Source organism: Pseudolactococcus hodotermopsidis (assembly GCF_011170085.1).
In the GTDB taxonomy this organism is placed as follows: domain Bacteria; phylum Bacillota; class Bacilli; order Lactobacillales; family Streptococcaceae; genus Pseudolactococcus; species Pseudolactococcus hodotermopsidis.
Genome location: NZ_BLLI01000002.1, coordinates 65705 through 88266, shown reverse-complemented (window position 1 = coordinate 88266; position 22562 = coordinate 65705). Strand labels below are relative to the sequence as shown.

The window sequence follows — 22562 nt, the reverse complement described above, 5'->3', positions numbered from 1 at the left end:
TATCGCAGTCTAAACCAAGGGCTGTCAATGAATGATATAAAGCGTAGCCTAAGCAACCTGCTTCATAGCCGACTTTCACAAAAACGTCATCTGCCATTTCTTCAACGATGTGATTGACAAATTTTTTACGTCTTTAACTTCAGAGTTACAGCGTGTTTCTGCAAGAAGTTCGCCTGTGCGACCATCTAAGGCACAGAGATTGAAACTTTTTTTGTGGACATCCATTCCGATATAGATTATACTAGACATATACTGCTCTCCTTTGATTGTCATAGGGTAATACCCGTATGTGTGGTTAATTACATTATACGAGTTAAATCCCTGATTTGGCAAATTTTAAAAGGGGCATTTATATTATCTTTAGTGATTGAGCGACGAAAGTCGCAAAGATTTTAGGGAGGGCTATCCCCTAATAAACCGCTTAGGCGTTTGGGTGCTACCTGATTTCTTTTATCTATTCTCACACCATTATATCAAAAAAACACGAACAATAGAAATTGTTCGTGTTTTAATATTCGGATAATTATCCTTGGTTTTTCTTGATAATTTCTTCTTGAACTGATTTTGGTACGTCTTCGTAATGGTCAAATACCATCATGAATGTACCGCGACCTTGTGTTGCTGAGCGCAAAGTTGTGGCATAGCCGAACATTTCAGCAAGTGGCACGATGGCATTTACAATCAATGAATTACCAAGCGCTTCTTGTCCTTCAACACGACCACGACGTGAGCTAACATGACCGAAAATATCGCCAAGATATTCTTCTGGTACTGTAATTGTCACTTTCATCATTGGTTCAAGGATAGCTGGTGCAGCTGTCTTCGCAGCTTCTTTCAAAGCGAGTGATGCGGCAACTTTAAAGGCCGTTTCACTTGAATCGACATCGTGGTATGAGCCATCGTAAAGTTTCGCTTTGACGTCAACGAGCGGATAACCAGCAAGGACACCATTTGCCATTGTCTCAACGAGACCTTTTTCAACGGCTGGGATAAATTCACGCGGTACAACCCCACCGACGATTGCGTTTTCAAACTCAAATCCTTTGCCTTCTTCATTTGGTGTAAATTCAATCCAAACGTCACCGAATTGACCTTTACCACCTGATTGGCGTTTGAAGAAACCACGCGCTTGTGTTGAGGCACGGAAAGTTTCGCGGTAAGATACTTGAGGTGCGCCTACATTTGCCTCAACCTTATGCTCACGGCGGAGACGGTCAACGAGGACATCCAAGTGGAGTTCGCCCATACCAGAGATGACGGTTTCGCCTGTTTCAACGTTTGTTTCAACGCGGAATGACGGATCTTCTTCAGCAAGTTTTTGGAGACCGATGCCCATTTTATCTTGGTCAGCTTTTGTTTTAGGTTCAATCGCGATTTGGATAACTGGTTCTGGGAATTCGATTGATTCAAGGATAACTGGAGAATCTTCAGCTGACAAAGTATCACCTGTTGTTGTATCCTTGAAACCGATAGCCGCAGCAATATCACCAGCGTAAACAGTGTCAATTTCTGAGCGGTGAGCGGCGTGCATTTGCACAATACGACCGATACGTTCGCGTTTGCCTTTTGTTGCATTGAGAACGTAAGAGCCTGACTCAACAATACCAGAGTAAACGCGGAAGAATGTGAGTTTCCCAACAAATGGGTCTGTCATAATCTTGAAAGCAATTGCTGAAAATGGTTCTTCATCTGATGCGTGACGTTGCACTTCTTCATCAGTTTTAGGGTTGATACCATTGATAGCAGGGACATCAGTTGGTGCTGGAAGGTAGTCAAGGACGGCATCAAGCATCAATTTTACACCGATATTTTTGTAAGCTGAACCGCCCAACATTGGGAAGAAATCGGCTTGAATTGTTGCTTGACGGATAGCTGCTTTGAGTTCAGGAATTGTGATTTCTTCTCCTTCGAGATATTTCATCATCAAGTCCTCATCTGTATCGGCTGCTGCCTCTACAAGATTAGCACGCCATTCTTCAGCAAGCTCTTGCATATCTGCTGGAATATCGCCCTCAGTTGGTTCTTCTTCTGGCTTGCCGTCGTAGAAATAAGCCTTCATCTCAACAAGGTCAATGATACCTTTGAGGTCATCTTCAGCACCGATTGGGAGTTGGATTGGGTGCGCATTGGCTTGTAAACGATCTTTCAAAGTAGAAAGTGAGTACAAGAAATCAGCACCTGTTTTGTCCATTTTATTGGCAAAAACGATACGTGGTACTTTGTATTCAGTTGCTTGACGCCAAACTGTTTCAGTCTGTGGTTCAACCCCTGTTTGTGAATCAAGAACAGTTACTGCACCGTCAAGGACACGAAGTGAACGTTGCACTTCAATTGTAAAGTCCACGTGACCTGGCGTGTCAATAATATTTACACGGTTGTTTTTCCAAAAAGCTGTTGTTGCAGCTGAAGTGATTGTGATACCACGTTCTTGTTCTTGCTCCATCCAGTCCATTTGTGATGCGCCATCATGCGTTTCACCAATTTTGTGGATCTTCCCTGTGTGGTATAAGATACGCTCAGTTGTTGTTGTTTTACCAGCATCAACGTGAGCCATGATACCGATATTACGTGTTTTCTCTAGTGAATATTCACGAGCCATGAGTTTTTTGTTCTCCTTTTTAAATGTTTAAGTGACGACTATTTGAATTTTTAAAACCTCAAACAGTTGACAAGTTAGAAGTGTTTACACCTTAACATAAGCTTGTAAAAAACACTAAGTAGGCAGGTTGCCTACCTAGTGTTTTTCGATTTATTTCAAGTATGAAATAGTTATTTGTTAGTCTCTCTGTCTTTTCTTATGAAAAGGTCGCTAGGCAACGTTTGCTCACGCAAAAATTACCAGCGGAAGTGAGCGAACGCACGGTTAGCTTCTGCCATTTTGTGAGTGTCTTCACGTTTTTTGACAGCAGCACCTGTGTTATTAGCTGCATCCATGATTTCTTTGGCAAGACGATCTTGCATTGTATGTTCACCACGTTTGCGGGCGATTGTTACCAACCAACGCAAACCAAGTGTCACACGGCGTTCTGGACGAACTTCAACTGGGACTTGATAGTTTGACCCACCAACACGGCGAGCGCGAACTTCAAGGACAGGCATGATGTTTTCCATCGCTTGTTCAAATACTTCGATAGCTTCTGTTCCAGTTGCTTCTTTGATTTGTTCAAAAGCGCCGTAGACGATACTTGCTGAAGTACCACGTTTACCATCAAGCATAACGCGATTGATAAGGCGTGTAACAACTACTGAGTTATAAAGTGGATCTGGCAAAACTTCACGTTTTGGTGCACGATTTTTACGCATTTATCTTATCTCCTTTCGATTATGCTTTTGGTTTTTTAGTACCGTATTTAGAACGGCTTTGTTTACGATCTGTCACACCAGCTGTATCAAGTGCGCCACGAACGATATGGTAACGTACCCCTGGCAAGTCTTTTACACGACCACCACGCAAAAGAACCACACTATGTTCTTGCAAGTTGTGTCCAATACCTGGAATGTAAGCAGTCACTTCAATCAGATTTGACAAACGCACACGAGCGAATTTACGCAAAGCTGAGTTAGGTTTTTTCGGTGTCATTGTCCCTACACGAGTGGCAACCCCACGTTTTTGTGGTGAATTTGTCTTAGTTTGAACTTTTTTACGGCTGTTGTAGCCAACGTTCAAAGCCGGTGCAGTAGATTTAACGACTTTTGATTTACGCGGTTTGCGAACCAATTGGTTAATAGTAGGCATTTCTTACTTGCTATCAATGATCATTTTGACTAAAAGTCAATAAGCGCTAATGAAATTGATAGCATTCCTTTCGTTTTTTCGTTTAGTTGTGTCGGTATATGGTCGCTTAAACCAAGTTCCAACAAGAAGTTTGGATACTACATGTCAATTGTTCAATCGCCATGCTCCTTTTGTTTGACCAAATGAAAAAGTACCGTTTTATAGTTTATCATTATTTTTGATAAATGTCAAATTTTTATCATAATGCACCATTTTTATTTGTTTATAGATAACAAAAACGTTGAAATTTTGATATAATTTTATTATGAAAAAGAAACTATTACTATTTATAATGTCTTTTGCCATTTGTTTTGGGGCGATTGTTGCGCCAATTACAGTGATTGTTCGTGCTGAGGATGACGAATTGATACAAACGACGGATGAATCTGCTGAAACATCTGAAAGCTCTGTGACTAGCGATTCTGAACCTTTTGATGTCGCTGCAAAGGCTGCAATTGCCATTGACCCTGTTAGTGGAAAAATTTTCTATGCAAAAAATGTTGATGAGGCGATGGGGATTGCCTCCATTACCAAAACAATCACAGCTTATCTAACGCTTGAGGCTATCAAAAATGGGACACTGCACTGGGACGATAAAATCATGATGAGCGACTATGCCTATGAGTTGACGCAGAATCCTGAAGCTTCAAATATTGCTGTTATGAATAAGGATGAGACTTTTACAATTCGAGATTTATTTAATGCGGCAATGATTCAATCGGCAAATTCGGCGGCAATTACTTTAGCTGAAACGATTGGTGGGTCCGAGCCCAAATTCGTTGATATGATGAAAGCGAAGTTGACTTATTGGGGCATTAGTGATGCTAAACTTGTCAATGCTACTGGGCTTAGTAATAGTGTTCTTGGCGAAAATATCTATCCTGGTTCAGCGGAAACAGATGAAAATCAGCTATCCGCCAAGGATGTGGCGATTATTGCCCAACATCTGATTTCAGATTTCCCTGAGATTTTAGAAACGACTAAAAAAACTGAGGCTATCTTTGATGAAGGTGGTGAATCTGAGCAAGAACTTACTACTTACAATTATATGCTACCAACATTACCCGCTGCTCGCGATGGCGTTGACGGTCTTAAAACAGGAACGACTGAATTTGCTGGTGCTTGTTTTGTTGCCACAACAATTCAAAATGACTTCCGAATTATCACAGTTGTACTAAATGCTGAGAATGCAGAAAATGACGATTATGCGCGCTTTAGCGAGACAAGCGGGCTAATGAATTATGTCTATGGCAACTGGAAAACACAGGATATTGCGCTCAAAGGCGTTAAAATGGCTAATCACGGTGCACCAAATAAGCTCACTGTTTTGGATGGTAATCAAAAAAGCGTTGAAGTCTTGCCAGCTGAAAATTTTTCTGCTGTCGTGCCAATGCTCGATATGGATACTAAAACAACGATTGCTTTTAATAAAAAACAAAATGCTAATGTCACTGCTGCAATTAAAAAAGGACAAAAACTTGTTAGAGTCACATTTTCAATCAAGGATGATTTGGGCTACTTGCCAAATCATGACGGCGAAACTTTTTATTTGACGGCAACTACTTCTGTTAAACGAAGTAATGCCATCAAGGTCATGTGGAATCATTTTGTGAAATTTATTAATGATAAATTGTAAGAAAACGAGGCCGGGACAAAAGTTTCAAAAATAGAAAAACCGCATGAAATTCGTTTTTGAAAACGTTGATTTCATGTGGTTTTTCTATTTTATAGTTAGCTAAATTCTGCTAATTTTCGACTTTTGTCCCAGCCTCTTTTTATTTTCCTTTGAATCTGAACTATTTAGCAAGCAAACTAGCCGCCTCTTCATCTGCAATAATCAACAGATTTGGGTGTAGAGTCAAAATCGTTGACGGAACATCTTCTGTGACTGGCCCTTCCAAAACTCTTTTCAAAATCTCAGCTTTATGTTTACCATTGACCAAAAGTAAAATCTTGCGAGCCGCCATGACACTGCGTGGACCCATCGTGACGTAGTAGTCAGGGACGTTGCGCTCATCGCCACCCACTTCGCTAAGGAGAATATCGTGCATGTTTGGTGTGGCATCAACAGCCACGCTTGACGTCAAATCGCCAAACTTAGTCGTGTTGGGGAGATTGCCACAGAAATGTCCATCGCCACCAAGCCCTAGCATAATCAAGTCCAAACCACCATCAGCGGCAAGGCGTGCATCTTGCTCTTGATAATTATTTTCGTCCAAAACGTGAATATTTTCCGCTGAAATCTCAGCTGGCGTGAAAAAAAGTCGGTCGAGATTGCCCATGGTCACGCCATAGCCGTCTTTGGTTTTAAATGGCACTTCGTCAAAATTGTAGTAATGCGCATTTGAAAATTCGGGGCGATTTTTGACAAATGGTGTCAATTTTTCATAAACACCTGTTGGTGTACTGCCCGCTGTAATGGCAAGATTGACACGTTTGTCTTTTTGGAGGTAGCTGATAACTTCTGTTGCGCCAAGTGCGCTCATTTCATCAAAATCTTTTGCGATAATTAATTTCATTACGGTTGATTTCCTTTCGTTCATCCAGTTTTTGTTTGGTTGCGTTTTTTAAGCAAAAAGAGGCTGAATAGCCAGCCTCCTCCTTGTTATCTTATTCTTTCGTCCAAGACGTGTCTTCGCCGTTACTTGCGATGACTTGTTTATACCAGTTAAATGATTTCTTCGGTGTGCGCTTGAGCGTCCCATTGCCTTCATTATCACGGTCAACATAAATGAAACCATAGCGTTTCTTCATTTCGCCAGTGCCGGCAGATACGAGGTCAATACAGCCCCAAGACGTGTAGCCAAGCATTTCAACACCGTCAAGGTCAATGGCATCGCGCATAGCATCCACGTGTTGCGCCATGTAGTCAATGCGGTAATCATCCGCAACGTAGCCATTTTCGTCAGGTGTATCAACCGCACCTAGACCATTTTCAACCACGAAAAGTGGTTTTTGATAACGGTCGTACAGACTGTTGATTGTTGTGCGGAAACCTTGAGGGTCAATCTGCCATCCCCATTCGCTTGATTCGAGATAAGGGTTTTTGACAGAATCGAAAATATTTGATGCTGTAAATTCTACTTCATCATTATCAGGACCGATAGAAACGCGAGTCGCATAGTAACTGAACGACACAAAGTCAACAGTGTTGGCTTTCAAAAATTCAAGGTCGCCGTCAAGTATTGGCAACTTAATCCCTTTGCGTTCCAAACGTTTAAGGAAATAACGCGGATATTCGCCACGCGCTTGCACGTCAATCAGATAATACTCGTCACGCGCATCCTCATAAGCTGCCCAAACATCGCCAGGACGACATGAATAAGGATAGTAAACCGCACCCGCCATCATACAACCAACTTGATTTTCTGGATCAATCTCGTGTGCGATTTTCGTTGCAATCGCACTCGCCATCAACTCGTGATGTGCTGCTGTGTATTTTGCCAATTCTTGATCTTCGCCGTCTTCAAAAGTCAGGCCAGCACCCATAAATGGCGCATGGAGAATCATATTGATTTCGTTGAATGTCAGCCAATATTTGACCAAACCTTTATAACGTGTGAACAAAACGCGCACTAATTTTTCATAAAAATCAACGAGTTTGCGATTTTTCCAACCACCATAGGCCTCAATCAAATGAATCGGACAGTCAAAATGCGTAATCGTAACCAAGGGTTCAATGCCATATTTGTGGCATTCTTTGAACAAGTCTTCATAAAATTTCAGACCAGCCTCATTTGGCTCAGCCTCGTCGCCCATCGGGAAAATACGTGTCCAAGCAATTGACAAACGATAAGTTTTAAAGCCCATTTCGCCAAAAAGTTTGATGTCCTCTTTGAAATAGTGGTACATATCAATCGCTTCTTTAGCAGGATAAAAGTGTTCGTTGTCAAATGCCAAATGTTTCATTTCACCTGTAATGATTGGAAAGCGATCTTTGCCGAGTGGTACAACATCAACGTTTGCAAGACCACGTCCATCCTCGTTATAGCCGCCTTCACATTGGTTAGCGGCAGTTGCGCCACCCCATAAAAAGTTTTTTGGAAATCCCATGAATTTTCTCCTTTATTTGAACTTCAAGCTAATTTTCTAGGAAAATAGACAATTTGTCCGCACGAGCTATGCTCCCTTACGGCAAATCACTAATTTTCTACGAAAGTTTGCGCCTTGGGCGCACCGCTTTTAGTATCATGTTTTTATTTGAACTTCAAGCTAACTTTTTAGGAAAATAGACGATTTGTCCGCACGAGCTATGCTCCCTTACGGCAAATCACTAATTTTCTACAAAAGTTTGCGCCTTGGGCGCACCGCTTTTAGTATCATGTTTTTATTTGAACTTCAAGCTAACTTTCTAGGAAAATAGACGATTTGTCCGCACGAGCTATGCTCCTTTACGGCAAATCACTAATTTTCTACGAAAGTTTGCGCCTTGGGCGCACCGCTTTTAGTATCATGATTTAAAATAATTATTTTTTTCAAAGCTAGCCGCAATGCCATCGTGTTCAACATCTGCCGTCACTTCACTTGCTGCTGCTTTGATTTCGTCAGTTCCATTGCCCATGGCAACATTGTAGCCACAGGCACGAAACATGGCTAGGTCGTTGTTCGCATCGCCAAAAGAAATGGCATCTGCCTTGGTCAAGCCAAGTTTGTCAAGGACAATTTCAATCGCCGTCTGCTTATCATTGCCTTTAACTGCGATTTCGCCACTTTCCTTACCGAAAAATGGTACAGTCATATGGAACATTTCAAACTTGTCGCCAAATTTATCAGCGATTGTTTGATAGGGTAAATCTTTGTTGATAAATGAAATTTTGTTGACATCATTAAAGTCAATCGTACGCTCAGCATAAGAATCCACCAAATCGTAAAACCACTTGGAATCATTCGTGAGTTTATCAATTTTAGCTTGGTCATGATGGCAATAATCTGCAATCGTTTCATCGATTTTCGCCTTATAATTGTCACTACCACGTAAAGCATTGTTACATTCCAAATAGTAAGCAATATCATGTGTCTCGAAAAAGCCAAGAATCTCATGGACAGCCGTATCTGGCATGGTATGATGATGAATAATGTCATCGCCAAGTGATGCAAAACCACCACCAGCACCAATTATACCGTCAAAACCAAGGTCAAGAATGATTGCGCCAATCTCAGGAGTTGAACGTCCCGTACAGATAAACGCCAAATTGCCGTCTGCTTGAAATTTGTGAATGCTATCAATAACAGCTTGCGTAGGGATGCTTGTATTGCCGACCAATGTGCCGTCAATATCGAAAAATGCAATCTTCTTAGCCATTCGTCAAGTCACCACCATTGCTTGCGATGACTTGTTTGTACCAGTCAAAAGATTTTTTCTTAGAACGGTCGCCCGTCCCCTCGATATGATCATCAAGGTCAACGTAAATGAAACCATAGCGCTTGCTCATCTCACCAGTTGAAGCAGAAACGAGGTCAATACAGCCCCAAGGTGTATACCCCATAAGGTCAACGCCGTCACAAACAGCATCTGCCATCGCCGTGATATGTTTCTTCAGATAATCAATGCGGTAATCATCAACGATAGAACCGTCAGACTCAACCTTATCATAAGCACCTAAACCATTTTCAACCACAAAAAGTGGCACTTGATAGCGACCGTACAAGTCGTTCAAGGCAATGCGCAAACCAATCGGGTCAATCTGCCAACCCCAATCACTCGCCTCAAGAAATGGATTTTTCACGCCGCCAAGCATGTTACCTTGAACCGTTTCAACTTCCTCAGCCGTGATATTTTCAACACCCGACATGTAGTAGCTGAACCCGATATAATCAACTGTATGATTTTTCAGAAGTTCTAAATCGCCGTCAGCAATCTCAAGAGGCTTCACACCATTTCTCTCAAACAAACGTGCAGTGTAAGCGGGATATTCCCCACGTACTTGTACATCTGCGCAGAAATAGTTAAAGGCTTGGATATGTTCCATAGTGTGCGCTTGGTTAATCGGATTGGCATCAAAACTGTAAGTCGTCGCATAAATGACCATACAGCCAATCTGCAAATCAGGATTGAGTTCGTGGCCAAATTTGACCGCAAGCGAACTTGCAACAAATTGATGATGCCAGGCTTGAAAGACATTTTGCTGATCTTTGCTACCTGTTTTTGGTATCATACCTTGCGACAAAGCTGGCATTTCAAGCGAACTGTTAATTTCATTGAAAGTCATCCAATACTTAACTTTGCTATGGAAACGTTCTAGGACAACTTTGGCAAAATTTTCATAAAAGCCAACCAGCTCACGATTTTTCCAACCACCATACGTTTTCGCCAAATTCAGTGGCATTTCATAATGAGAAATTGTGATAACGGGTTCAATGTTATATTTGAGACACTCGTCAATGACCGCCTCGTAAAACTTCAACCCCGCCTCATTTGGCGCAATTTCATCGCCTTTTGGAAAAATACGTGTCCAAGCAATAGAGAAACGGTAACATTTAAAGCCCATTTCCGCAAATAACGCAATATCTTCTTTAAAACGATGATAATGATCAATGCCTTTGTGGTTAGGATAAACGTATTTTTCCTCGTCAATCGTCCAGTCAAATTCATCAGATGATAAGAGCTGCCAACGAATTTTTCCACCAGGCATCGCATCAGCGACTGACAAACCTTTGCCATCTACATCAAATGCACCTTCTAATTGATTGGCAGCCGTTGCACCACCCCATAAGAAATCTTTTTTAAATGTCATGAATAAAAATCCTCCTATTTATTGTTTGTTTTTTTATTTAAATATACTTATGGAAATAAGTATAGATGAATACAAATTTAGAGCTAGTTGTAAGCAAATTGCGGTCAGCTAAATGTTTTTCCCATTCGAGGCAATCACTTCCTTGTACCAGTCAAATGATTTTTTCTTGTAACGATTGAGACTGCCAGAGCCGTCATTGTTCATATCGACGTAAATGAAACCATAACGTTTTTTCATCTCACCCGTACCAGCAGACACGAGGTCAATCGGTCCCCACATGGTATAGCCTATCAGATTAGCACCTTTTTCAATGGCAGAATCCATAGCTTTGATATGATCACGCATATAGTCGATACGGTAATCATCTTCAATCGTCTTATCTGCTTTCAGCTCATCTGCAAAGCCTAGACCATTTTCCACAACCATAAGCGGTATATCATAGCGATCTTGCAAATCAATCAACGTATACTCTAGGCCAATCGGGTCAACTTGCCAACCCCACTCACTCGCTTTGAGATACGGGTTCGCCTTGCCACCCATGAGATTGCCGCCAGTTTCAGCCGCATCGTCATCTGTCGTCACACACACCGTCATGTAGTAAGAAAAAGTATACATATCAACCGTGCCAGCTTGCAAGATTGCCGCATCGCCCGCCTCAAATACAGGGAAAATGTCCTTATTTTTCAGATAAGTCGCCATGTATGTCGGATAGACACCGCGCACTTGCACATCGCCAACAAACTTGGTAAAGGACAAGTCAAATTCCTTACGTTTCAAAACGTCTTCAGGTTTTGGTGTCAATGGATAGCTCGTGATATGGCAAATCATACAGCCAATCATAAAGTCAGGATTAATCTCATGACCAAGTTTAACCACTTTAGCACTAGCAACCAAGGCATTGTGCAACGCTTGGAAACGCACCTTTTCATTTTCTTTTGCACCGTCTGGATAAATGGTCGTGTCATGTGGATTCATGCCCAAAACGGTCAATTCACCGTGCGCCATAGCACCAAAATTCATCTCATTGAAAGTGATCCAATACTTAACTTTTGAGCTGTAACGTGTCATGACTGTTTTGGCATAACGCACAAACAAGTCAATCACACGTCTATCTGAAAAGCCATTATACTTTTCAACAATGCCCATTGGCAACTCAAAATGCGATAAAGTAATCAGCGGTGTCATCCCATTTTTAATCAGCTCGTCAATCACATCATCATAAAATTTCAAGCCAGCCTCATTTGGCTCTAACTCATCGCCTTGTGGGAAGATACGCGACCAAGCAATACTCATACGGAAAACATTGAAATTCATCTCACCAAAAAGTTTGATGTCTTCTTTATAATGATGATAAAAATCAATCGCCTTGTGGCTCGGATAATAAACACCGTCCTCAACTGTCGCTGTGAAACGTCGTGGTGTTTTCACGCCGCCAACTGTTTTCAAGTCGGGAACAGCGAGTCCTCGCCCGTCTTCAGCATAGCCACCCTCAAATTGATTGGCAGCCGTTGCGCCGCCCCATAAAAATCCTTTTGGAAATGTCATGATTCCTCCTATTTTTTGAACTTCAAGCTGACTTTCTAGGAAAATAGATACTTTGTCCTCACGAGCTACGCTCGCTTACGGCAAATCCCTAATTTTCTATGAAAGTTTGCGACTTGTCGCAACGCTTTTTAGTATCATGTTTTTGTTCGTCTGTTCAAAGACACCTGTCTTGTAAACGCTGTCAGATTTACCACATTGTGCAAATAGTACGCCTGAGCGTACTATCCATATCAACTATTTGAGTTATTTTTTAGTCCCTTTTTCAATGTAACTCAAGTCGTTGACTGTGCCAAGTTCAAACTTACCGTCTTTATACTTGATTTCAGTCACGCTAGCGTTTTTCAAACCACCAGCTGGCAATTCGTAACCATCAAAAAGCGTATCAATCAAAGCTGAAATGCTCAAACCATGTGATACAATCAAAACCTTGTCATCGCCTGATTTGCTAGCATTTTCAGCAATTTCAGTAACGCTTTCTTTCAAGCGTTTTGTGATTGTTGCATAATCTTCAGCTGGCCAATTCACGCCTTCTTCAACACGATCCTTGTCAAGCGCTGCAACACTGTTTGCAAAATCACTTGGCGCAATACCTTCACTTTGCCATTCTTCCAAAGTTTTACCTTGGCTCTTGGCAATGTCCGTCCACATTGTTTCATTCAAATCGCCTTCGTAAGTACCAAAGTTAAACTCACGTAAACGTTTGTCAGACTCAAGTTTTAAGTCTGCTGATTTAGCATTTTCAGCTAAAATCAGATTTGCAGTTTGCATCGCACGACCACTGTCGCTACTGTAAGCCTTGTCAAATTCGACATCTTTCAACCCACGACCAGCAGCTGAAACGACTTCTTCTCCAGCAGGTGTTAAAACAGCATCTGACCAACCTTGCACACGGTCAGTTGTATTCAACATTGTTTTACCATGACGAACAACATACAAAGTAACTTCTGTATTTTTATCTGCTGGCGCAGCAGTTTCAGTATTATCATACTTTTCACATCCTGCAAATGCAAGCAAAGCACCCGCTGCTACGACTAATTTCAAAAGTTTGTTTTTCATTCGTTATTTTCTCCTAAAATGTCGGTCTTACTTTTCACAAAAAATTGTCCGCAGTTTCACCTGATCAGATTTATCTGACTGCCTGCTTATTTTATCTGTTTTAAGACCATGAGAAAAGGCGAGATAACTCCTTAAATATTTGTCAACAAAAATCTTTTGATGACAAGAAATCCAAGAAAGTCTTGCCTTTTTCCTAATTTATGCGCTTTTTAAAGCACGTCAATAAATTTGTCGCCTGCTTTGACTTGTTTAGCAGTGGTTGGTTTAACAGCTGCAAAGTCTGGTGTATTTGTCACAAGAATTGGAATTTGAGTGTTGAAACCAGCAGCTTCAATAGCTTTAATATCAAACGTTACCAATTTTTGACCTTTTTTAACTTTATCGCCTTGTTTAACAAAGGCTTCAAAGTGTTTACCATCAAGTTGAACCGTGTCAATTCCGACATGAATCAGGAGCTCTGCACCATTTTCAGAAACGAGACCAATCGCATGTTTCGTTGGGAAAAGAGTCATCACTTCACCGTCAAATGGTGCGACAACTTCACCGATGCTTGGCAAGATAACCGCACCTTGACCAAGTAAACCTTCAGAGAAAGCCGCATCGCCCGCTTGGCTAAGTGGCAAAACTTCCCCAGTAGCGGGAGCAAAAACTGTACCACCGCTCACAAATTTCGCATCAACTGTCAAATCAACTTCAACTGTTTCAGCATCATATTCTTTTGGAACAAATAGCACAACGAGAACAAATGTTACAGCCATTGCGATAAGAATGGCAATCACATCATTGACAAGTGAACCCATAGAGCCTTTAACTGTACCGTCATTACCATTTGAGATAAAGTTTGGAATACCAAAGATACCTAAACCACCCATTGAGTAAGAGGTTACTTTTGTAAGACCCGCATAAGCACCGCCAACCGCTGCACCGATACATGAAATAACAAAAGGTTTAACACGTGGTAATGTAATACCATAAATCGCTGGTTCTGTTACGCCAGCAATACCTGAGATGATAGCTGGCATAAGCAAGCCACGATCTTTTTTCTTGAAAATTTTTGTATACAAAGCAATGAGCGCTGCTGTTTGAGCAAAACTAACACAAGAAGTAACGGCAAGGATATTTGAATAGCCTTGTGACCCAAATTGCATGATTGCCATTGGAACAAGCGCCCAGTGAAGACCAAACATAACAAGAACTTGCCAAAAAGCTGCAAGTAAAAGACCAAAGAGAATACCTGAGAAATCATAAACTGATGAGAAGCCTTTGTTAAGCGCTTCTGTCAAGAGACTGATAACTGGTCCTACAATGAGAAAACCGATTGGCATCGTAACGAGCAAAGTAATCATTGGTACAAAGAAAGTTGAAATCAATTCTGGTACAACTTTTTTAGCCCAATTGTTAATTTTTGAACCAACCCAAACAACGAAGATGATTGGCACTGCAGATGACGCATAATCATTAGCAATCAATGGAATACCTGCAAATGTTGTGTAGTATTCAATACCAATTAATTTACCAAGTGGTTTTGCACCTTCAACAATGATAGCAGATTTTTGAATCGCTGGATAAAGCAAAGCAGCGGCAAGGGCAAGGGCTGTAAATTCAGGTAATTTGAATTTACGTGACGCTGCAACGGCGATGAACATTGGCAAGAAGTAAAAGACTGCATCACCAACCGCATTGAGCATGATATAGGTACCAGATGTATCTTTAATCAAATCAAAGAAAATCAGTAGGGCGTTAATCCCTTTAACCATACCAGCCGCACAAAGTGCGCCGAGGAATGGTTGGAAACAACCAGAAATAATGTCAATTAGCGCATCAAAAGGTTTTTGCTTTTCAGCAGGCGCATCTTCAGATGCTGCGCCCGAAATTCCTGCAACTGCAAGAACATCTTCATAAACGGCGGGAACGTGATTACCGATGACAACTTGATATTGCCCACCAGCTTTCATGACCGTTACAACACCGTCCATGTTTTTGAGAATGTCGTCATGCGCCACTGACTCATCTTTGAGTTTGAAACGCAGACGTGTGATACAGTGCGTAAGGCTGTTAATATTGTCCTTACCACCAACTTCGCTGACGATTTTTTTCGCCAAATCTTCATATTTTCCCATAATAGGGACCTCCTAAAATTAGTTTGGACTCATGTCCATATATTTTAGGTTTGGCCAACTTAATGTAACCATCCTCAGGTGAACTTAATTAAATCATTTCTTACAAACCCCGAATTGATAGGGTTAGCATTTTAAATGCTTTGAAAATCATAATTTATTAACATTGCCTATCAAACAACTTCAATAAATTTATCGCCAACTTCAACTTCTTTCGCATCGGTTGCCTTAACATCAGCATAATCAAGCGTATTTGTCACAATAATTGGAATTTGAGTATTGAAACCTGCACTTTCGATTGCTGCAATATCAAACGTTACCAATTTTTGACCTTTTTTAACTTTATCGCCTTGTTTGACAAAACTTTCAAAATATTTACCGTCAAGCTGAACAGTATCAATACCAACGTGAATCAGAAGCTCTGCACCATTTTCAGAAACAAGACCGATCGCATGTTTCGTTGGGAAAAGGGTCATAACAGTTCCGTCAAATGGTGCAACAACCTCACCAACTTTCGGTACGATAACCGCACCTTGACCAAGAAGCCCTTCTGCAAATGCAGCATCTCCAGCCTCTTTAAGTGGCAAAACATTACCAGTTGCAGGCGCAAAGATAGCTTCTTCGCTCACTATTTTGGCATCTACTGTCAAATCAACCTCAACTGTTTTCGCATCGTACTCTTTTGGACAAAGAATCATTGTCAGAACAAAAGCAACGACCATACCAATGACTGCTGAAATAACTGCATTGACAAGCGATGTAATTGACCCTTTAGCCAAACCATCTGCGCCATTAGAAATCATTGTCGGAAGTGCAAAAATGCCCATTCCGCCCATTGTATAAGCAGTAACATTTGCCCAACCAGCATAAGCACCAGCTACTGCTGCAGCCACACATGAAATCACAAACGGTTTAACACGTGGCAACGTAATCCCATAAATTGCTGGCTCTGTTACCCCAGCAATACCTGAAATGATAGACGGCATGATAAGTTCGCGATCTTTTTTCTTGTAAATTTTGAATAAAAGCGCCACTAAAACTGCTGTTTGCGCAAAACTTGCAGCAAATTGACCGGCAAGAATATTTGAGAACCCTTGTGTGCCAAATTGTGCCATAACCATTGGAATAACTGCCCAATGAAGACCAAAGATAACCAAAACTTGCCACAAACCACCAACAAGGATACCAAAAACAATTGGCGAAAAGCCATAAATTGAATTAAAGCCATTACTAAGTGCTTCTGTAAGTAAGCTAATAATTGGACCGATTACCAAGAAACCAACTGGCATCGTAATCAACAAGGTAAGCATTGGTACAAAGAATGTTGCAATCAATTCTGGCACAATCTTTTTAGCCCAACGATTAATTTTTGAAGCGAACCAAACAATGAAAATAATCGGAATAACTGATGACGCATAGTTATTGGCAATCAATGGGATACCCATAAATGTTGTATAGTAATCAACGCCAAGAATATTTCCAAGTGGTGTTGCGCCTTCAACTACAATAGCAGATTGTTGAATGGCTGGATAAAGAAGCGAGGCACCTAGGGCAAGCGCTGTAAACTCAGGCACTTTGAATTTTCTTGAAGCAGTAAGTGCGACAAAAAGTGGTAAAAAGGTAAACACAGCATCACCAATCGCATTGAGCGTGACATGTGTACCAGAAGCTTCTGTGTAAGCTTTGAAGAATATCAAGAGTGCATCAACACCCTTGATCATCCCAGCTGCACAAAGTGCGCCAAGGAAAGGTTGGAAACAACCAGAAATAATATCAATCAGCGTGTTGAAAACACCCTCTTTTTCAGCAGGCGTATCTTCAGATGCTGCACCTGAAATCCCTGCAACTGCAAGAACATCTTCATAAACGGCGGGAACGTGATTACCGATGACAACTTGATATTGCCCACCAGCTTTCATGACCGTTACAACACCGTCCATGTTTTTGAGAATGTCGTCATGCGCCACTGACTCATCTTTGAGTTTGAAACGCAGACGTGTGATACAGTGCGTAAGGCTGTTAATATTGTCCTTACCACCAACTTCGTTGACGATTTTTTTCGCCAAATCTTCATATTTTCCCATTAGACAGGGACCTCCTAAAATTTATTTGAGCTAATGCTCGTATTATATTTTAGGTTTGGCCAACTTAATGTAACCATCCTCAGGTGAACTTAATTAGTCTTTCTCAATAATTCGAGCTAGATGAATGGTAATATACATCTGCTCATCATGAGAAACTTTGTAATTGCGATTTTTGAGCAAAAATCCTGTGATTTTTTTAGTTGTTTCATAAGCTTCAGGGTATTTTTGAACAACCATATCAAACAATGAATCTTCATCTTTGCTACAATTTTCAGTCGTTGACGACAAGACACGTTCCGCAAAAAACTTGATATGTGTCATAAAACGTTGAAAATAAATATCATCTTCATTGAGCGAAACTTGTAAACTGTACTTGACAATCGTTACAATTTCTTCAATCAACATGGTCAACTCGCTCGCAGCCGATGAACTCTCATTTTCAAGTTCACTGTTGACAATGTGCATGGCGATAAATCCCGCCTCATCATCACTCAAGGCAAGGTTGAGCTTCTCAGAAATCTCCGCAACCGCCTTTTTGCCAAGCGCATACTCTTCAGGAAAGAAACGTTTGATGTCCCACAAAAGAAAATTTTTGATTGCAACATTTTCCTTGACACGTACAAGGACACCATTGATATGGTCAGCAAGCGTTAGAAATAGCGAGTCATTAATTTTACCTTTAATCGTTTCCTTAGCAAGTGTTGCAATGTCATCAGAAATTTCAAGAATTTCATCTGGAATTTCTGACAATAAATCAGTCACACGACTTGATTCATTTCCCGCCAATTCGTAAAGTTTCTCGATTTTCTCAGCTGATAAATTGTCGCCAATTTTTTTGCCAAAGGCAATACCACGACCCATTGCGACAACTTCAGAATTGCCTTTCTGCGTAATCACAACATTATTATTGAGAATTTTCTTAATTTCCATTACTTTCCCGTTTCCATGTTATATAAGGATAAAAATAGACCAAAAACGATAGTGTAACCTACCCATTTTTTGGTCTAGCTTAACTTAATAATAACTATCCGTTCTTACCTTTACATGTTCTATCTTAGCACCAAATGAAAGCGTTGTCAACAGATATACTCAATATTTTAATTTCTTGGAAAAATTATTTTTGAAGTAGTAGCGCCTTCAAGTCATTTTGCCGATTCAGATTGAAATCTAAAGCCTGACTCGCAAACTCTTGCACTGTGCCGAAATTATCTCGAATCTTAGTAAAAGTTTCTTTTATATACATCTCATCCACCGACATAATACGTTCAAGCGCGCGGAGTTGCTCAGCATTTTTCCCTTCCGCCTTGGCCTCAGCAACCATTTTAGCATTGTCAGCTTGACGCAAAACATTTGTCAAGAGATAATCGCGCATCATATCGTCGTAACTCACACCCAAAAGGCTGAGGACAAGCGCCGAGCCAACACCCGTGCGATCTTTTCCTGCAAAACAATGAAACAGCACCGCGCCAGTTTCCTGTGCGACAATTTTTGCCAGAAAATCAGCATAGCCCTTTTGCGCCGATTCATTCATCACAAGCTCGCCGTAAACCGTCAGCATCGCCTCGTCAACCTCATCAACCGTCCCATTTCGCATCAAATCACCAAGACTAGAATTTCCCGTTTCAACGTCTTTCATCAAGTCAATATTGTGATAATTGACTTGATTCATGCTATCAACTGGCTTTTTAGCAATCTCGCTACTTGAGCGAAAATCAATAATTTGCCGCAATTGATAGTCTTGCACTAATTTTTCCTTGTCATTCTCAGCCAAACCGACAGGTTGTCCAGAACGCAATAGTTTTGCAGGTTTAATCTTTCTGCCATCAACTGTCTGATAAGCACCTAAATCTCTAAAATTTACTAATGTTTTCATTTTTTCTCTTTCTTTTTCTATACTTCTAATAAGCGAACTCTTACCATATTATCATGATAAGAAAAATCTTCGACAATATCTGAATAGGACAGCCCCATCGGGAGTTCAATCTGATACAAATTCGTGTAAATGCGCCGATTATTGTGAATATCGACCTTAAAAGCGACGTCTTCTATCTTAATCTTTTGCGCCTCAAAATAATTGGCAATATAGGTTTTGGTTTCTTGCTTATGAACAAACCGCAACTCGATTTTTTTCAAAGTCGGAATCTTAATTAACTTTTTCAAAAAAGTCAAAACAGCAAGAATCGTCATCGTACCAATAATACTAATCAGATAAAAACCCATACCAATCGCAATACCAACGCCCGCAACCGCCCAAAGCGAGGCAGCCGTTGTCAAACCAAGAATTGACTTATCTTTCGTCACAATAATTGTCCCAGCACCCAAAAATCCGATACCGCTCACAACTTGTGCCGTCAAACGCGACGCATCTGCCTGTAAAATACCAATCAAATCAGGATGTGCCTGTGCAAAGGCAATCGTATTTAGATTTAATTGTGTCTGTGTCATCGCAATAATCGTCGCCCCCACGCAAACCAAAATGTAAGTCCGAATCCCCGCAGGTCTATTTTTGTACTCGCGATCAAAGCCAATAAAACCCGAGAGTAGTATCGCAATCACTAACCTAAAAATAACTTCTTGTGTCTCCAAGCGCACCTCCTTTCTAGTTTTGAAGCAGAAAAAAAGCCAAACGCAAAAATAGACAGTCTCCTATCATTATCGGTCTAGCTTAATTTAATAATAACTACCCACTTCTTTAACTTATGTTTCTATCTTAACACAATGTGAAAGCGCTGTCAAGTAAGGTGTTTTGAAAAAATAATATTAAATTCTCAAAAATTACCTAAATAATTTTTGAAGATTAAAATTATATATGCTATACTTTAATTAGGAGATAAGGGGGAAATCTCTAATTTTGACAAACAAAGGAATCAATAATGAAAAAACTACTTAGCTTAATCATTCTGATAGGGACTTTTTTCACTGTCAGAACAGCCGCAAATGAACTAGATTTTTCCATCAAGCCGATTTTAGCAGAGAATCAAACATTTTCAGATTCTGCCGTCTCTGTTAAATATGTAACTGAAAAGGCGCTGACTTTTGAATTAACCAACATCTCTGACAAAACACTCGAAATTCACGTTAAGTCTTCAAGTCCTAGTCTTGATACCAATGGCAATCTCGTCTTTTTTGATAAATTGACATTTTTAGAGACACCCAAAACGGTCAAATTATCAGCAAAAGAGACAAAAAAAGTTACCATCAACTTTATCGAAGATGCTTTCAAAGCCGATTTTGACGGCGAAATAACCGATCAACTTCTTTTTATTCAAAAAGATACTGAGTATTACTATGATTTTACGATTAATGTACGTAAGAATGATAATAAAGTGGCAGAAAATGTTAAGCTAATCAAGACTGAAGCAACAACTATTGATAAAAAGCGAGCAATTAAGTTGACGTTTAAAAACGATAGCAATGCTTGGTTGCTTGGCGTTCAAATCACAACACAGCTCGAAGAAATAGATAATAATAAATCAGCAAGTCATAATTATGATAAAATTGCGCCAAATAGTAAAATTGAGATTATTGTGCCTATTAAGCAAAAATTTAAGGCAGGCAATTATACAGTGAAAAATGTTATAACATCTGATGATAAATCTTGGCAACTTGACGGTCAACTCGAACTCACAAAAAAACAGGCAAATGTTTTAAATGGTTACCATTTTTTGCCCGATACAAGTAAAGATACTTGGATTATTCCTAGTTTAGTTGGGCTATTCGCCATCTTACTTGTCGGAATTGTGATACAAGTCAAACTCAGTCATAGAAAACCATCTCACAGTTAAGTTAGGTTGTTTTTTAGTGCAGAATTTGCTAGAATGTAGTGAAAAACAATTAAGCAAGGAGTAGCAAATGTACGATTTAGGTGATTTTGTTGAGATGAAAAAACCACACGCTTGTGTGGTTAAGGCAACAGGTAAAAAGGCCAATCGTTGGGAAATTGTACGTATGGGCGCTGACATCAAGATTCTTTGCACAAATTGTGAGCATTTGGTCATGATGACACGCAATGATTTTAACAAAAAAATGAAAAATAGATTAGATTAAGAAAGGAGATTTGAGGTGATATAAAATCAACTCAATATCTTAAATTATGGCTTTAACAGCAGGAATTGTCGGATTACCAAACGTAGGAAAATCAACTCTTTTCAATGCGATAACACAGGCAGGCGCAGAAGCGGCAAACTATCCATTTGCGACGATTGACCCAAATGTCGGCACAGTTGAGGTGCCAGACGAACGGTTGACAAAAATCACAGAACTCATCAAACCTAAAAAAACGGTGCCAACAACTTTTGAATTTACGGACATTGCTGGCATTGTCAAAGGCGCTTCAAAAGGCGAGGGGCTTGGCAACAAATTTCTCGCCAATATTCGTGAAGTTGATGCGATTATTCACGTTGTTCGAGCATTTGACGATGAAAATGTCATGCGTGAACAAGGTCGTGAGAGTGATTTCGTTGATCCGTTAGCAGACATTGATACGATTAACTTGGAGTTAATTTTGGCTGATTTGGAATCGGTCAATAAACGCTATACGCGGGTTGAAAAGATTGCACGAACACAAAAAGATAAAGATGCCGTCTTAGAGTTTAAGGTTTTAGAAAAAATCAAGCCTGTGCTTGAAGAAGGTAAATCGGCACGGACGATTAATTTTGAAGATGACGAGCTAAAAGTCGTCAAGTCTTTGTTTTTGCTGACAACTAAACCCGTTTTATATGTGGCAAATGTTTCAGAAGATGAAGTTGGTGCTCCTGATATGATTGACTATGTTAAACAAATCCGTGATTTTGCAGCAACGGAAAACGCTGACACGGTTGTGATTTCGGCACGGGTGGAAGAAGAAATCGCTGAACTAGAAGATGACGAGAAAGCAGAGTTTCTTGAAGCGATTGGTTTGTGTGAATCGGGCGTTGACAAGTTGACACAGACAGCGTATCATTTGCTTGGACTAGGCACTTACTTTACAGCAGGTGAAAAAGAAGTACGCGCTTGGACTTTTAAACGCGGTATCAAAGCACCAGCGGCTGCGGGCATTATTCATTCTGACTTTGAAAAAGGCTTTATCCGTGCTGTCACCATGTCTTATGATGACTTGATTCAATATGGCTCTGAAAAAGCAGTCAAAGAAGCGGGACGTTTGCGCGAGGAAGGCAAAGAATATGTCGTGCAAGATGGCGATATTATGGAATTTAGGTTCAACGTTTAATAAAATTAAAAAGCTGAAATATTTATTTCAGTCTTTTTTGAC

19 protein-coding genes are annotated in these 22562 nt (G+C 40.4%); 4 read left to right on the top strand and 15 right to left on the bottom strand.

Annotation, left to right across the window (positions count from 1 at the left end; all coding sequences use genetic code 11):
• Window positions 1-75 precede the first annotated feature (75 nt).
• The 4 genes from Hs30E_RS00835 to rpsL form a co-directional block, all read right to left on the bottom strand.
• Entirely contained in the window at window positions 76-249 is a 174-nt protein-coding gene (locus tag Hs30E_RS00835; protein ID WP_172207258.1) for a hypothetical protein, read from the bottom strand.
• Window positions 250-523: 274 nt separating this feature from the next.
• On the bottom strand, window positions 524-2599 hold the full coding sequence (gene fusA / locus Hs30E_RS00830) for an elongation factor G (protein ID WP_172207256.1): 2076 nt from the start codon (window positions 2597-2599) through the stop codon (window positions 524-526).
• 236 nt (window positions 2600-2835) lie between these two features.
• The gene (gene rpsG, locus Hs30E_RS00825) at window positions 2836-3303 is read right to left on the bottom strand and encodes a 30S ribosomal protein S7 (protein ID WP_172207254.1); all 468 of its coding nucleotides are present in this window, start codon (window positions 3301-3303) and stop codon (window positions 2836-2838) included.
• Between the two features lie 19 nt (window positions 3304-3322).
• A complete protein-coding gene (gene rpsL / locus Hs30E_RS00820; protein WP_172207252.1) occupies window positions 3323-3736 on the bottom strand; it encodes a 30S ribosomal protein S12 in 414 nt (137 codons plus the stop codon).
• A 304-nt stretch (window positions 3737-4040) separates the two neighbouring features.
• Between rpsL and Hs30E_RS00815 the strand changes: the two genes are divergently transcribed.
• Complete coding sequence (locus Hs30E_RS00815; protein ID WP_228461957.1) at window positions 4041-5411, top strand: serine hydrolase; 1371 nt, start codon at window positions 4041-4043, stop codon at window positions 5409-5411.
• A 160-nt stretch (window positions 5412-5571) separates the two neighbouring features.
• Here the strand turns inward: Hs30E_RS00815 and Hs30E_RS00810 are convergent, their stop codons facing one another.
• The 11 genes from Hs30E_RS00810 to Hs30E_RS00760 all read right to left on the bottom strand — a co-directional run bounded on the left by Hs30E_RS00810 (window position 5572) and on the right by Hs30E_RS00760 (window position 19903).
• The gene (locus tag Hs30E_RS00810) at window positions 5572-6294 is read right to left on the bottom strand and encodes a glucosamine-6-phosphate deaminase (RefSeq protein ID WP_172207250.1); all 723 of its coding nucleotides are present in this window, start codon (window positions 6292-6294) and stop codon (window positions 5572-5574) included.
• A gap of 91 nt (window positions 6295-6385) precedes the next feature.
• Window positions 6386-7828 (bottom strand): 6-phospho-beta-glucosidase, encoded by a 1443-nt coding sequence (locus Hs30E_RS00805; protein WP_172207248.1) that lies wholly within the window; start codon window positions 7826-7828, stop codon window positions 6386-6388.
• 397 nt (window positions 7829-8225) lie between these two features.
• Window positions 8226-9077 (bottom strand): Cof-type HAD-IIB family hydrolase, encoded by an 852-nt coding sequence (locus Hs30E_RS00800; RefSeq protein ID WP_172207246.1) that lies wholly within the window; start codon window positions 9075-9077, stop codon window positions 8226-8228.
• Complete coding sequence (locus Hs30E_RS00795; RefSeq protein ID WP_172207244.1) at window positions 9070-10509, bottom strand: glycoside hydrolase family 1 protein; 1440 nt, start codon at window positions 10507-10509, stop codon at window positions 9070-9072. The genes Hs30E_RS00800 and Hs30E_RS00795 overlap by 8 nt, the downstream gene beginning before the upstream one ends.
• Before the next feature lie 108 nt (window positions 10510-10617).
• Window positions 10618-12054 carry a glycoside hydrolase family 1 protein gene (locus tag Hs30E_RS00790; RefSeq protein WP_172207242.1) on the bottom strand — a complete coding sequence of 479 codons (1437 nt, stop codon included), beginning with the start codon at window positions 12052-12054 and terminating at the stop codon, window positions 10618-10620.
• A 243-nt stretch (window positions 12055-12297) separates the two neighbouring features.
• Window positions 12298-13110: a histidine phosphatase family protein gene (locus Hs30E_RS00785; protein WP_172207240.1), complete on the bottom strand. Its 813-nt coding sequence runs from the start codon at window positions 13108-13110 to the stop codon at window positions 12298-12300.
• Window positions 13111-13319: 209 nt separating this feature from the next.
• Window positions 13320-15230 carry a beta-glucoside-specific PTS transporter subunit IIABC gene (locus Hs30E_RS00780; protein WP_172207238.1) on the bottom strand — a complete coding sequence of 637 codons (1911 nt, stop codon included), beginning with the start codon at window positions 15228-15230 and terminating at the stop codon, window positions 13320-13322.
• A 170-nt stretch (window positions 15231-15400) separates the two neighbouring features.
• Window positions 15401-17311, bottom strand: coding sequence for a beta-glucoside-specific PTS transporter subunit IIABC (locus Hs30E_RS00775; protein WP_172207236.1), 1911 nt, complete (start codon window positions 17309-17311; stop codon window positions 15401-15403).
• A 93-nt stretch (window positions 17312-17404) separates the two neighbouring features.
• The gene (gene licT, locus Hs30E_RS00770; protein WP_172207234.1) at window positions 17405-18241 is read right to left on the bottom strand and encodes a BglG family transcription antiterminator LicT; all 837 of its coding nucleotides are present in this window, start codon (window positions 18239-18241) and stop codon (window positions 17405-17407) included.
• A gap of 184 nt (window positions 18242-18425) precedes the next feature.
• Window positions 18426-19184: a tyrosine-protein phosphatase gene (locus Hs30E_RS00765; RefSeq protein ID WP_172207232.1), complete on the bottom strand. Its 759-nt coding sequence runs from the start codon at window positions 19182-19184 to the stop codon at window positions 18426-18428.
• A 17-nt stretch (window positions 19185-19201) separates the two neighbouring features.
• Complete coding sequence (locus Hs30E_RS00760; RefSeq protein WP_228461956.1) at window positions 19202-19903, bottom strand: MgtC/SapB family protein; 702 nt, start codon at window positions 19901-19903, stop codon at window positions 19202-19204.
• Between the two features lie 281 nt (window positions 19904-20184).
• On the opposite strand from Hs30E_RS00760, the gene Hs30E_RS00755 reads away from it, so the two are divergent.
• The 3 genes from Hs30E_RS00755 to ychF all read left to right on the top strand — a co-directional run bounded on the left by Hs30E_RS00755 (window position 20185) and on the right by ychF (window position 22520).
• On the top strand, window positions 20185-21096 hold the full coding sequence (locus Hs30E_RS00755) for a WxL protein host-binding domain-containing protein (RefSeq protein ID WP_172207227.1): 912 nt from the start codon (window positions 20185-20187) through the stop codon (window positions 21094-21096).
• Window positions 21097-21163: 67 nt separating this feature from the next.
• Window positions 21164-21358 (top strand): DUF951 domain-containing protein, encoded by a 195-nt coding sequence (locus Hs30E_RS00750; protein ID WP_172207225.1) that lies wholly within the window; start codon window positions 21164-21166, stop codon window positions 21356-21358.
• Between the two features lie 46 nt (window positions 21359-21404).
• Window positions 21405-22520, top strand: coding sequence for a redox-regulated ATPase YchF (ychF, locus tag Hs30E_RS00745; protein ID WP_172207223.1), 1116 nt, complete (start codon window positions 21405-21407; stop codon window positions 22518-22520).
• The last annotated feature ends 42 nt before the right edge of the window (window positions 22521-22562 follow it).